This window comes from Sphaerisporangium sp. NPDC004334 (assembly GCF_053602655.1).
Genome location: NZ_JBSGDZ010000032.1, coordinates 47,616 through 60,796, shown reverse-complemented (window position 1 = coordinate 60,796; position 13,181 = coordinate 47,616). Strand labels below are relative to the sequence as shown.

General features: G+C 71.0%; 7 protein-coding genes. 6 read left to right on the top strand and 1 reads right to left on the bottom strand.

Annotated features, from left to right (window positions below; all coding sequences use genetic code 11):
• The first annotated feature begins 85 nt into the window (after nt 1-85).
• From ACWEN6_RS33505 to ACWEN6_RS33495, 3 genes are all read left to right on the top strand, one after another.
• A complete protein-coding gene (locus ACWEN6_RS33505; RefSeq protein ID WP_452575885.1) occupies nt 86-460 on the top strand; it encodes a hypothetical protein in 375 nt (124 codons plus the stop codon).
• Entirely contained in the window at nt 448-762 is a 315-nt protein-coding gene (locus ACWEN6_RS33500; RefSeq protein WP_380829711.1) for an MGMT family protein, read from the top strand. Before ACWEN6_RS33505 ends, ACWEN6_RS33500 begins: the two co-directional genes overlap by 13 nt.
• Nucleotides 763-833: 71 nt before the next feature.
• Complete coding sequence (locus ACWEN6_RS33495; RefSeq protein WP_452575883.1) at nt 834-3,812, top strand: CDP-glycerol glycerophosphotransferase family protein; 2,979 nt, start codon at nt 834-836, stop codon at nt 3,810-3,812.
• 174 nt (nt 3,813-3,986) lie between these two features.
• On the opposite strand, the gene ACWEN6_RS33490 is transcribed toward ACWEN6_RS33495, so the two are convergent.
• A complete protein-coding gene (locus ACWEN6_RS33490) occupies nt 3,987-4,859 on the bottom strand; it encodes an AfsR/SARP family transcriptional regulator (protein WP_452575881.1) in 873 nt (290 codons plus the stop codon).
• A gap of 37 nt (nt 4,860-4,896) precedes the next feature.
• On the opposite strand from ACWEN6_RS33490, the gene ACWEN6_RS33485 reads away from it, so the two are divergent.
• From ACWEN6_RS33485 to ACWEN6_RS33475, 3 genes are all read left to right on the top strand, one after another.
• A complete protein-coding gene (locus tag ACWEN6_RS33485; RefSeq protein WP_452575879.1) occupies nt 4,897-9,279 on the top strand; it encodes an RHS repeat domain-containing protein in 4,383 nt (1,460 codons plus the stop codon).
• Between the two features lie 155 nt (nt 9,280-9,434).
• Nucleotides 9,435-9,977, top strand: a complete 543-nt coding sequence (locus ACWEN6_RS33480) for a hypothetical protein (protein ID WP_452575877.1) — start codon at nt 9,435-9,437, stop codon at nt 9,975-9,977.
• A gap of 335 nt (nt 9,978-10,312) precedes the next feature.
• A complete protein-coding gene (locus ACWEN6_RS33475; protein ID WP_452575875.1) occupies nt 10,313-13,144 on the top strand; it encodes an ATP-binding protein in 2,832 nt (943 codons plus the stop codon).
• The last annotated feature ends 37 nt before the right edge of the window (nt 13,145-13,181 follow it).

Below are 13,181 nucleotides of genomic sequence, written 5' to 3'. Positions count from 1 at the left end.
TTCGGTGGCATTTCGGATGCGTTCTGACCGTTGTGGCCCTTTTCCATACCGGCGAGCGGTCAAGATTCGCTAGGGTTCCCGTCTCGTGGGATACGAGTTGCGCGTACAATGCGAATCGCCGCTCGCCTACGCCGAGCTCACCGAGGTGACGGCGTCGGCGGACGCCGGCCTGGAACTGCGGGGAACGCCGGAGTCCGGCCAAATCTTCGCCCGCCACGGCGAGACCGAGCACGCCGTCGCCGTATGGCAGGGGCGCCTGTACGGGGAGCCGACCTCCGACTGGCAGGTCGCCCAACTCGCGCGCCTGGCCGGGATGCTGGGCGGCAGCCTGGTCGGCGAGGACGGCGAGGCGTACGGCATCCGTGAGGGCATCGTCGAGCAGGTCAACGGGGAGGCGACCTACGAGTTCGGCAAGCTGGAGGAGATCATCTCCCTCGGGCCCGCCCAGTGGAGCACGTGACCGGCGACCCGCCCCCCTTCGCCGAGCGGGTGCTCGACCTGGTCGAGCGCATCCCGCCGGGCAAGGTCATGTCCTACGGTGACGTCGCCGAGTACCTCGGCGAGGGCGGGCCGCGGCAGGTCGGCCGGGTGATGTCCACCTGGGGCGGCGGTGTCCCCTGGTGGCGCGTCGTCCGCGCGGACGGCCATCCGGTGCGGGGGCACGAGAACCGGTGCCTGTCCCGCTGGCGCGAGGAGGGCACGCCGATGAGGGGGGAAAGAGCAGACATGCGCCACGCCCGATGGCAGGGAGATCATCAGTGATTTCTCAGTAACTCGCATTACCATTCCAGAAACGCCCCTCGCGGTGAGACTGGAAAGGCGGTGCCTCCCCGATGGCCACCGGTGCCACGCCCGCGCGGAACGGTGACATCGTCGCCGACCGGCTGCGGGCCGCCCAGGACCTCCATGACAGGGGAGATCCGCTCGACGCCGTGATCGCGGCGGTCGACCCCGCGGGGCTGACCCGCGCCCAGCGCCGCAGGCTGCACTACGAGGCGCTCAACGGGCCGCTCGGCCTGCGCCTCGAGACGGCCGCCCGCCGGGACGCCACCCGCCTGCGCCAGGCCATCGACCTGCTGCGCGACTACCTGTCCGGCGTCGACGCCTCGGTCAAGCGGCGCCTGCCGGTCGCCCGCCGGCTCGCCTACCACCTCATCGAGCACCGCGACCCGCGCGAGCTCGCCGAGGGCGACGAGCTCGCGGGGCTGGTCGCGGCGACCGCCGAGCCGTCCAAGCGGGTGCGCCGCGGTCTGGCCTGGTACGCCGACCTGCCGGTCAGCGCGCCGCGGCCGCTGTTCCGGCTGCGCAGGTCCGACCTGGTCCCGGTGACCGAGGTCGCCGACGTCTCCTGGCACGAGGGGCGGCTGCGGGTCACCGGGCACGCCTATCTGGTGGGGCTGTCGGTGCGCAGCCGGCGCCTCAACCGCGCCACCGTGGTGCTGCGCGGCCCGCGCTGGGTGCCGCCCATCACGGCCCGCACCCGCCGCGCCTACCGGCCGCAGGCCACGCACGACGCCGCCGAACCCGGGTGCAACTACGACTGGGCCGGCTTCGTCGCCGAGGTCCGCCCGTGGTCGCTGCGCTGGCGCGCGGCCCTCCGCGCCGCCGTCCACGGCGCCCAGCGCATGCTGCGCGGCCGCCCGGCGGTCCCCGACACCACGACCTGGTGGGCCGACATCGTCATCTGGAGCCGGGGAGCCCGGGCCACCGGCGCCCTGCGCGGCCCGGTCATGGGCCGCACCGAACGGCCCGCGGGCCTGCGGGTCCGTCCCGGGTGGTGGGTGCGGCCGGCGTGGACCTCCGACCGGGTGTTCCAGGTGGTGCTGCAGCCGACGCGCGCCGAGCTGACCGGCGTGACCCACGACGGCGACCAGGTCGAGCTGACCGGTTTCCTTCCCGGGGTCAAGGCCACCAAGGGCCGGGCCCGTCTCGGCGGCCACCGCATGGCCGCCGACTTCACCCCGGTCGAGGGGGGCACGCGCTTCTCGGTCGCGCTGGCCGTGCCGGCGCTGATGAAGGAGCAGGACGCCCGCAGGCTGTGGGTGGAGCCGCGGGGCGATCCGGCCGCGCCGGTGATGATGGACGACGACGCCGAGACCCGCATCGGGGTCGGCCGCCGCGAGATCACCGTGCTGCGCGACCGCCGCGACCGCGCCGTCGTCGCGGCGCACCGCGTCTGGCCGGTCATCACCTCGGCCGGGTGGGGCGACGACGGGGTCCTCACCCTGGCGGGCACCTATCCCGACACCGAGCCCGGCCAGCGCGACCTGCTGCTGCGCCAGCGCGCGGGCCTGACCTACCGCGTGCCGCTGGCGCGGTCCGGGGCCGGTTTCTCGGTGCGCGTGCCGCCGGGCGCGCTGCCGCGTTTCGGCGGCACGGTGGCGCTGGGGTCGGGCACCTGGAGCCTGTCGGTCGCGGGCGGCAAGGGCACCACCGCGCCGCTGCGCGTCGACCACCGCCTGCTCGACACCCTGGACGAGGGCGTCCACATCGTCGACGGCCGCGAGTACCGCCTGGTGGCGACGCGTTTCGACGTGCCCGTCCTGGTCGCCGCCGAGCGCCGTCCCGACGACGAGAAGGGCGCGGGCGGCCTGTGGGCGCTGCGCCGGGTGCACTACCCCGCCGAGCGGCGCCGCGAGCTGCGCGACGCGACGGTGTACCTCTCCTTCGACGGCCGGTCCTACTCCGACAACGCCCGGGCGGTGTACGAGGAGCGGCTGCGCCGCGGCGACGACCGCGAGCACATCTGGGTGGTCAAGGACGGCGCGTTCGTCCCGCCGGACTCCGCCGCGCTCGGCCTCGGCCCGGGCATCGCGCCGACCATCGTGCGCGAGGGCAGCCGCGAGCACTACACCGCGCTGGCCCGGTCGCGGCACATCATCACCAACACGCTGCTGCCCCAGTGGTTCCGGGCCCGCGAGGACCAGATCTGCGTGCAGACCTGGCACGGCACGCCGCTCAAGCGCGTCGGCGGCGATCAGCGCCACATGTCACGCGAACCCCGGCCCGCCGCCTGGTACCGCCAGGCCGCCGAGGTCGCGAACTGGGACCTTCTGGTCACCCAGAGTCCGTGGGCGTCGGAGGTGCTGCGCCGGGCCTTCGGGTACGGCGGGGAGATCCTTTCCTCCGGCCTGCCGCGCAACGACGTGCTGTCCTCGCCCGAGCGGGCGGAGCTGGCGGCGGCCGTGCGGCGCGGCCTGGGCATCCCCGCGGGCAGGCGGGTGGTGCTGTACGCGCCCACGTGGCGCGACCACGACCGCAGGAACTCCTCGGTGCGCCTCGATCTGGCCGAGGCCCGGCGGGTGCTCGGCCGCGACCACGTGCTGCTGGTGCGGGGCCACATGATGCAGGCGCCGCCGGTGGCCGCCGGGCTGGTGGTGCCGGGGCCGGCGTCGCTGGTCCGGCCGGGGCCGGTCAGCCGTGAGTACCCCTTCGCCCTCGACGTCACCACTTATCCCGATATCGCCGACCTGCTGCTGATCGCGGACGTGCTGATCACCGACTACTCCTCGGTCATGTTCGACTTCGCCGCCACCGGCCGCCCGATGATCTTCTTCGGCTACGACTTGGAGCGTTACCGCAACTCCCGCGGCCTCTATCTCGACCTGCGCACCCAGGCCCCCGGGCCGCTGCTGGCCGAGAGCGGCGACGTCATCGAGGCCGTGCGCCTGATCGACGCCCTCTCCGGCGACTTCGCCGACCGCTACGACGAGTTCGTCCGCACCTACGCCCCCCGCGACGACGGCAAGGCCACCACCCGTCTCGTCGACCACACCTTCACGGCGGACCCCCACCACACCCCCGCCCGCTGACGTCGCCGGGCCGCGCCGTGGGGCGCCGGGGAGAAGATGTGTCCCGTTGTGCGGCCACCGCCATGTTCGCGGAAGCGCTGTCGGTCGGCTGGTAGTCCTGCGGTAGCGCCTGGGTACCCCGCAGTACGTCCGGCGTCGAAGCGATCATCTCCGCTGGCCGATCGAACCTCCCGATCACGTCCACTGTCTTGAGAGCGTGGGTGGAGGGAAGGCTGTGCTGCGACCGTGACCGAGCATACGCACGTACAAAGCCTGAGTGCCGGGAGTCGGATCCACGCCCATTTCATCGATCAGCGTGCGGCGTAGGCGTTGGTAGGTGATCGAGGCGTCATCTGATCGACCAGACCGATGTAGGGCCAGCATGAGTTGGCGGTGAGGTCGCTCGCGCAGGGGATATCGCATGGTCCATTGGCCAAGGTTCTCCACGATCTGGTGGTGCTGATCGAGTGCCAGTTGCACGTCGAAGAGGTCCTCGGTCAACGATCGGCGGTTCTCGTCGAGTTGTTCGGCCCAGGCCGACAGTCCGTCTGTTCCTCTCAGGTCGAACAGGGCGTCGCCGCGCCACAGCCGCAACGCCTTGTCGAAATGAACGGCCGCGCTGTTCAGTTCACCGTTTCGGCGGGCACTCCTACCCGCGGCGGCAAGGGCGTCGAAGAGCTGGGCGTCGGTGGAATGCGGAGGCGTGGCGAGAAGGTAGGCATTGCCGGACGTGCGCACGGGAGAAAGTTCGAGGTCATGCGGGGGCAGCAGACGACGCAGCCGGGCTATATAGGTGGTGAGGTTGCGCCGAGCCGAGTCCGGCGGGCGGCCGTTCCACAGCTGGTCGATCAATCTGTCGCGGTGGACCGCGATGTTCGCGTTGAGAAGCAGGAGCGCGAGTAGCTGGCGGTGTTTCGGTACGAGGCCGGCGATGACGTCCCCGCACGAATCGTAGGCAAGGAACGGTCCAAGCGCTGCGTATAACACGGGCCTCCTCGCATGAAGCAGCATGAAGCCGTCGGCCACCTTGAGGTTAAGTGATCTTCTGACCCGCTGCAAGGTTTCCAATCAGGTCCAAGATCGGAAATATGTCGCTTATGTGTAGGTGACTCGTAGCGTCGGGCGCGTATGCCCCTCGGCGGTCTGGACGGCGAAGGCGTCCGGCCCGGTCACCTGCACCCTCGACACCACCTCCACGGACGGCGCCGGGTACTACTGGGGGTTGGACGACGCCTCCACGCCGACCCTGGCCGAGGACAACGACGGCGGCGGCGATCCCAAGACGATCAGCATCGACCCTTCGCAGGGCTGGCACACGCTGTCGGTCAAGGCCCGCGACATGGCGCTGCGCACCTCCACGGTGACCGCCTACAGCTTCGGCGTGGGCGCCGGTGAGGTGACCGCGCCACTGGCCGGCGACCGTACACAGGCGGCCGTCACCCTGGCCTCCCGGGCCGCTCCCGGCGCCACCGGGGTCCGCTACGAGTACAAGGCCGACGTCAGCGCAAGCGGTGCATGGGCGGCGATCCCGACCGCGCACGTCACCGTGCCGGGATCGGCGACGCCGATCTCCGGCTGGCCGTACACCACCGTTACCACCGCCACCAGCGCCGTCTTCGGGTCGCTGTACTGGGACGTCGCGGCGACGATGGCCGCTGCCGGCCGCGGGGACGGCCCCGTCCAGGTGCGCGCCTGCTTCGTCAACGCCTCAGGCGAAGCGTGCTCAGACACACGCGAGTTCACCCTGGAACGGACCGCCTTCGGCTCCTCCTACGCCACCCAGCAACTCGGCCCGGGCACGGTCTCACTGCTGACCGGCGACTACTCACTATCAGCGACAGACGTGTCGGCCTTCGGGCTGTCTGTCTCCCGCGGCCACACCACGCTGGCACCAGCCGCCGCATCCGGGGCGGCCGGAGTGTTCGGCCCCGGCTGGACCGCGTCCTTCCCGGCTGCGGCCTCCAGCGTGTCGGGGATGAGGTTCGAGGATCACTCCGGCGCCGGTTATGTGCTGTTCGTCGGCACGGACGGGTCGACCGAGACCTACACCGTGCAGTCGGACGGCACATACCACGGCATCTCGGACGCCTCCGACGGGTCCACGGTCACCAAGGATTCGGCCACCCGCTTCACCTACACCGACGCCGAGGGGACCAAGACCGTCTTCGCCCTGTCGGGCGGAGCCTGGGCGGTCACCTCGATCGACGAGGCGGGCAGCGAGGACACCACCACCTATACCTACGACGCCTCCGGACGGGTGAGCCGCACGCTCGCCCCCGTCCCGGCCGGGGTCACCTGCACCACCCTGATGGCCGGGTGCAAGACGCTGGACATGACCTACTCCGGCAGCACCACGGCGACCGGAGTGTCCAGCGGGTGGGGTGACTACAACGGGCTGGTCAAGTCGGTCTCCTACACGGCGTACGACCCCGACACCTCGATGATGAAGACCACTACGGTCGCCACGTACGCCTACGACTCCACCGGCCACCTGCGTACGGTGACCGACTCTCGCACGAACCTGACCGTGACCTACTACTACGACGGTGCTGGCCGGATCTCCCAGGTCACTCCTCCTGGTCTGAACCCCTGGCGGATCGACTACGACAGCTCGGGCCGGGTGGCCGATGCCCAGCGCGAGGCCGGGGCGAACGATCTCGTTCAGGCCATGGCGTACGGTGTGCCGATCAACTCGCCCGTCGACGTCACCAGCGCCACCGCGGCGACCTGGTCGCAGAGCTCCGACCTGCCACGGACCGGCAGCGCGGTCTTCCCGGCCTGGCACGTGCCTCCTCAAGCCGGTGACGGCTCCTACGCTCCCACCTCCGGCGACTACCCGTACGCGGCGCTGACGTATATGGACGTCAACGGCCGCGCCGTGAACACAGCGACGTACGGGGCGGGTGCTTGGCAGGTCTCGGCGACGCGCTACGACGACAACGGCAACCTCGTGTGGGACCTGAGCTCGGGCAACCGCGCCGAAGCCGTGGTTCCCACATCCTCGACGGACGCCTACGTGGCCGGGCGCGCCAGCACCGCCGAGCGCGCGGACCTGCTGGCCGACCTCACGACCTACAACGACGATGGGGATGTCATCAGCAGCGACGGTCCCGCCCACCAGGTGATGCTCTCGGACGGCACACTCGCGTCCGCTCGCCAGCACACCGCCTACACCTACGACGAGGGCAAGCCCAACCCGAACACCGACTACCACCTGGTGACCACCACGACCGTTTCACCCCTGGTCGTCAACGGCGCCGGTACGGTCGGCACGGCCGACACTCACATTGAGAAGACCGGCTACGACCCCGTGGTCTCCGGCGACCCCTCCGGTTGGGACCTCTTCCAGGCGACGACCCAGAAGACCGTCGTCTCCGGAGGCACCGACATCGTCCGGATAACCCGCTACGACGACGCCGGCCGCCAAATCGAGCGGCGCATGCCATCCTCAACCGGCTCCGACGCGGGCACCACCACCACGATCTACTACACAGCCGCCGCCAACTCCTCGATCCCGTCCTGTGGCGGCAAGCCGCAGTGGGCAGGGCTGGTGTGCCGCACGGCCCCCGCCGGCAACCCCTCCAGCGGAGGAACGCTGCCGGTCACGACCATTTCCTACGGTTATTGGGGGCAGACCGCCCAGACCGTGGAGACGTCAGGCTCGGCCACGCGTACCTCTGTGACAACGGTGGACGCGGGGGGCCGTACGGTCACGATCAGCGTGACCGAGACCGGTGCGGGCAGTACGGCCTTGCCCAACCGCACCTACTCCATCGATACGGCGACGGGCCTCCAGACGGGCGTCACCGCCGGCGGCGTCTCGGTCACCACCTCCTACGACGCGCTCGGCCGGCCCTACTCGACCACCGACGCAGACGGCAACACAACGACCACCGCCTACGACACCTCCGGCCGGGTCACCACGGTCAACGACGGCAAGGGCACCTACACCTACACCTACGACGGTGCCGACGCCGCCGGAAGGACGGAGCGGCGCGGCCTACCTACGCAGATCACGGCCTCTACGGTCGGCACGTTCACTGCGGCCTATGACGCCGGGGGCAACCTGGTGCAGCAGGTCTACCCGAACGGGCTGACCGCCACGGGCGGATGGGACGACACCGGCAAGCAGACCCGACTCACCTACGCCAAGTCGGGCACCACCTGGCTGGCCTTCACCGCCGTCCCGGACGCCGACGGCCGCACGGTGGAAACGGCCGGGCCGAACGGCAGCCTGCAGCACTACACCTACGACATCGCCGGCCGTCTGACGAAGGTGGCCGACACCTACAACCTGTCGTGCGAGACTCGCATCTACGGCTTCGACGTCGACACCAACCGCACCTCCCGAGCAAGCTACCCGGCCGCCGACGATGGCTCATGCTCGACCTCGACCACGCCGACGACCATCACGCACACCTTCGACACGGCCGACCGAATCATCGACTCCGGGTACTCCTACGACGCCTTCGGGCGTACCACCGCCGTACCGGCCGCGTCAACGGCCAACGGAGCGGCGGCGACAGTCGGCTACTACGTGGGGGACATGGTGAGGACCCTCACCCAGGCGTCGACGACCAAGACCTTCGCCCTCGACCCTCTCGGACGAATCCGCCAGACCACCTCCGCAGCCGGCGCCCAGACCAATCACTACACGGACGATGGCGACTCCCCCGCCTGGATCAACGAGGCCAACGGGACCTGGACACGCTATGTCACCGCCTTCACCGGTCTGGAGGCGACCCAGACCAGCGGCGGCACGGTGACGCTGCACCTCACCAACCTGCACGGCGACCTGGTGGCCACCTCAGGAAATAGCAGTAGTGCTACAGGCGTGGACACTTACGCGGAACAGTCCGAGTACGGCGTTGACCGCGTCGGCAATACGACTGACCGCTACGAATGGCTGGGCGGTGCCCAGCGGACCAGTGACACCGTCGCCGACATCGTCCTCATGGGCGTCCGCCTCTACAACCCCGCCACCGGCCGGTTCCTCCAGGTCGATCCGGTTGAGGGAGGATCTGCCAACCGATACGAATACGCGGCGGGTGATCCGGTCAACAATTACGACCTCGATGGCCGTAGTCTATGGGAGAAGGCGCTGCGGCAGTACTGCGATTCGGTATCGTGTATCAGTGGCCGGCGCGTTTGCGACGAGCATGGCTGGTGCTCTATGAGTTGGTGGCTGCGCTTCCGGAAGCGTTACTGGGGCATCTGGATTCCAGCCGGGTGGAAATGGTCCGTTCTGGTGAACGGCTACAAGGCATTCGGAGCCAGTTACACGCATGCGGAGTGGGCGAGTTACTGGTTCCATGGATCCTGGGGAGCGCCGAGCAGGACGCATGGGCGTGGCTGGTATCCCCGATGCTGGACCGGCAGTAATTGCCACATGAACTCTACCGACGTCGTCTCTTTTGAGGCGATCATGCCAGCCATGTGGGGAAGGAGACCGGGAGTGATCAACGTGGATCACACCTGGTACTGGTAGCATCTGTGATGTTGGACAAGGCGGAGACGTCCTGTTTCCGCCGGAGTTGAGGATACTCCGGGGGCCCGCCCGTTCGGGCGCCCCGGAACCGCCTCTTCGTCGAGGCCGGCCGGTCGGGTATCCAGCCCGGTGGTTCTTCTCAGGAAGGGGAGCGCTTGAATCCTGGTGACGAGTTCGGGAAATGGCTCTCACTTCTGCGACAGGACGAGGCGTTGGATGTCGAGGTGGATCGCCTCGGCATGGACGCGATCACAGAGTTGCGGCGAATCCACGCGGAATACGGCTCGATCTTCGGAGACTCCTTTCGAGAGCGATTGCTGGCTCTGCGGTCGGCCTGTTCCAGGCACGCTCTTCGGTTGGTGCTTTCAGATGTTCCCGCCACCGTCCACTGGGATGTCACTCCCGCTGTGTCGCCGGCTCCGTCGTTTTGCGTCCAGGGTCCGGGAGTCGTTGTTCATGGCCGGGAGGTCTTTGGAATCGGATTCCTGGACACTCTGCTGGAGATCGCCGCGAACCTTCAAGCGGACTACATCGACGAGTTTCACCGCATTTGGCCGTTGTGTCCCCGTCATCAGCTCGGTCTGACGCCGGCCGAGCGGAACGGCACCGGTGTTTGGCTGTGCGGTAACGGTCCGCATGAGGTCGCGAGAATAGGAGAAATCAGAGACAGCCGACTTCGGGGGGTTCAGGGCGGCTGAAGAACTGATATCTCTCGGCTGCCGGGCGAAACCATGCGATCAGGGCGGCGGATGGGAAACGGAGCGTCTCGGTGAGTGTCGGGAAGGCCGGACGGGCGAGCGCGGCCTCCTGGTCTCCGTCGCGCTCCTCTCCGTGGCGCGGCGGGTGCCTCCCGATGGCCTGCCGGTTCACCTGACGACAGAGGCGGGCGGCGGAACCCTCTGTGGTCAGATGCCCGAACAGTTCAGATTGACCGCTTCCGCAACAAGCCTGTTACGCCCAAGGGTTGACCTTGACCGACGGTACGTGGATAACTGACCCGGGGGGTCATGCAACCCGTACCTTGGAGCAGTGGATGAGCGGCGTGCCCGCGCCCGCACTGGTAGGCCGCGCCTCCGAGTTGCGGGCTCTGATCGACGCGATGACCCGCCCGCCGGCCGTGGTCCTCGTCGAGGGCGAGGCCGGCATCGGCAAGACGCGTCTGGTCCGCGCCGCGCTCGGCCGGCTGGCCTCCGGCGACCGGGCCGTCCTGCTCGGCCACTGCCACCAGATCCGCGAGCCCTTCCCCTACGGCCCGGTGTTCGAGGCGCTGCGCGACATCGCCGGCCGGCTCCCCGAGCCCGGGGCGCTCAACCCGGTGACCGGCGCCCTGCGCGGTTACCTGCCCGAACTGTCCGGCGCGCTGCCGCCATCCCCGCCCCCGCTTGAGGACCCCCGGGCCGAGCGGCACCGGGTGTTCCGCGCCATCCGCGCCCTGCTGGCCGCCGTCGCGCCCGCCGTCCTGGTCATCGAGGACCTCCACTGGGCCGACGACGGCACCCGCGATCTGCTGCGCTTCCTGGCCGACCAGCCGCCCGCCGGGGTCACCCTCGTGGCCACCTACCGGCGCGAGGACCAGGGCGCGGGCCGCTCCCCCCTCGGCCGCGCCTACCGCCACCAGCCCGACACCACCAGCGTCGTGGTGCCGCTCGCCCCGCTGGACGTCTCGGACGTGGCGAGCCTGGCCGGGGCGCTGCTCGACAGGTCCGACCTGTCGTCCCGGTTCGTCGAGCGGCTGCATGAGCGCACGGCCGGCATCCCGTTCGTCGTGGAGGAGGTCGTGCGGTCCCTGCCCGGGGCGCTGGACCCGGACGCGCTCGACCGCGCCGCCGTGCCGCTGCTACTGCGCGAGGCCATGGCCGACCGCATGGCCGGGTTGTCGGCGGCGGCCGTCGGCGCGGTGCAGGCGGCGGCGCTGCTGCGGCTCCCCGCGGGCGAGCAGCTGCTCACGGCCGTCGGCGGCACCTCGGCCGGGCTGGGCGAGGCGCTGCGGGCCGGGGTCCTGCACGAGCACGCGGGCGGCCGGTACGGCTTCCGCCACGCGCTGGCCCAGCAGGCGGTGTACGACGCGATCCCCGGGCCGGAGCGCAGGTCCGGGCACGAACGGGCGATGGGCGCGCTGCTGGCGATGGACTCCCCGCCCATGGTGCAGCTGGCCTTCCACGCGCGGCACGCCGGCGACACCGAGGCGTGGCTGCGCCACGGCACCGCCGCCGCGCAACAGGCCGCCGCCCTCGGCGACACCGCCGTGGCGGTCGAGGTCATCGAGGGCATGCTGGACGATCCCGGCTTGCCCGCGCCCGAACGCGGCCCACTCGCCCTGATGCTCGGCCGCTTCGCGGCGACCGGCCTGTCCCACCAGCGGGTGGTGCGGCTGCTGCGCCACGTTCTGCGAGACGATTTCCTGTCCCGCGACCTGCGCGCCGAGGCCCGGCTGAGCCTCGGGGTCGTGCTGTCCAACCAGGCCGGCGACACCGCGGCGGGCCGTCCCGAGATCATGGCGGCCTGCGCCGAGCTGAGCCACCGGCCGACCCTGGCCGCCCGCGGCTGGGCGAGCCTGGCCATGCCGGGGTGGGGCGTCGAGCCGCTGGCCAAGCACCAGGAGTGGATGGAGCGTGCCGAGGAGCTCGTGGCGACCGCCGACGACCCCGAGCTGACCGCGGCCGTCCTGGCCAACCGGGCCTCCCTGGAGATGATCATCGGCTCGCCCCGCGCCTTCGCCGTGGCGGCGACGCTGCCCTCCGGCGACCCATCGACGGCGGTCCGGCGCGAGGCCGCCCGCGCGTACTGCAACCTGCACGACTCGGCGACGACGCTCGGCCACTACGCCGCCGCCGAGAGGTTCGGCCGGGAGGGGCGGCGGCTGGCCGCGGAGACCGGCGCGAAGTACCCCGCCTACCTGCTGGACGTCTCGACCATCCGCAGAGAGTGGCTGACCGGCCGCTGGGAGGGCCTGCGCGACCGCGCGGCCGCCCTCGGGGAGCTGGCGACCGAGACGCCGCTCATCGTGGTGGACCTGTGGCTGGTGCTGGGCTGGCTCGCCGTGGCCACCGGAGAGTGGGACGAGGCCACCAAGCACTTCCACAGCGCCGGCCTCGACGCGCCCGAGGCGCGGTACGTCCCCATCGTGCTGGCCGCCGCCGGCGGGATGATCGAGCTGCACCTGGCCCGCGGCGCGCTCGACCGCGCGGTCACCGAGGCCGAACGGGCGGTGGGCCTGCTGCGCCGCAAGGGGGTCTGGGTGTGGGGCGCCGGCCTGGTGCCCTCGGCCGTCGCGGCCATGGTCTGGGGCGGGCGGACGGGCCGGGCCGCCGACCTGGTCGCCGAGTACGCCCGCGGCATCGCCGGGCGCATCGCGCCCAACGCCGACGCCGCGCTGGAGGTGGCACGCGGCGCCCTGGCCGCCGCCGAACGCCGGCACGCCGACGCCGCCGCCCGCTACGCGCAGGCCCGCGAGGCCTACACGGCCATGCCGCAGCCGTACGCGGCGGCGCGGGCCGGCGAGGGGGAGGCGAGGGCCAGGCTCGCCCTCGGCGACGGCGGCGCCGCCGCGGCCTTCACCGAACTGGCCGAGCGGTACGGCGAGATGGGCGCCACCCACGACGCCGCCCGGTGCCGGCGCGTGCTGCGCGACATCGGCGTGGAGATCCACCTTCCCCGTCCGCGCGCCAACCGGCCGCTGCGCAACGGCGCCGGCGCGCTGTCGCAGCGCGAGCGGGAGGTGGCCCGGCTGGTCGCGCTCGGCCGCACCAACCGGGAGATCGCGGACGTGCTGTTCCTGTCCAGGCGCACGGTCGAGAGCCACGTCGCCACCGTGCTGCGCAAGCTCGGCGTCCGCTCCAGGACCGAGGTCACTCTGCCCGTCTGACCAAGATGTCCAGGCCGGGGAGGCGCCGGCGCGCCGG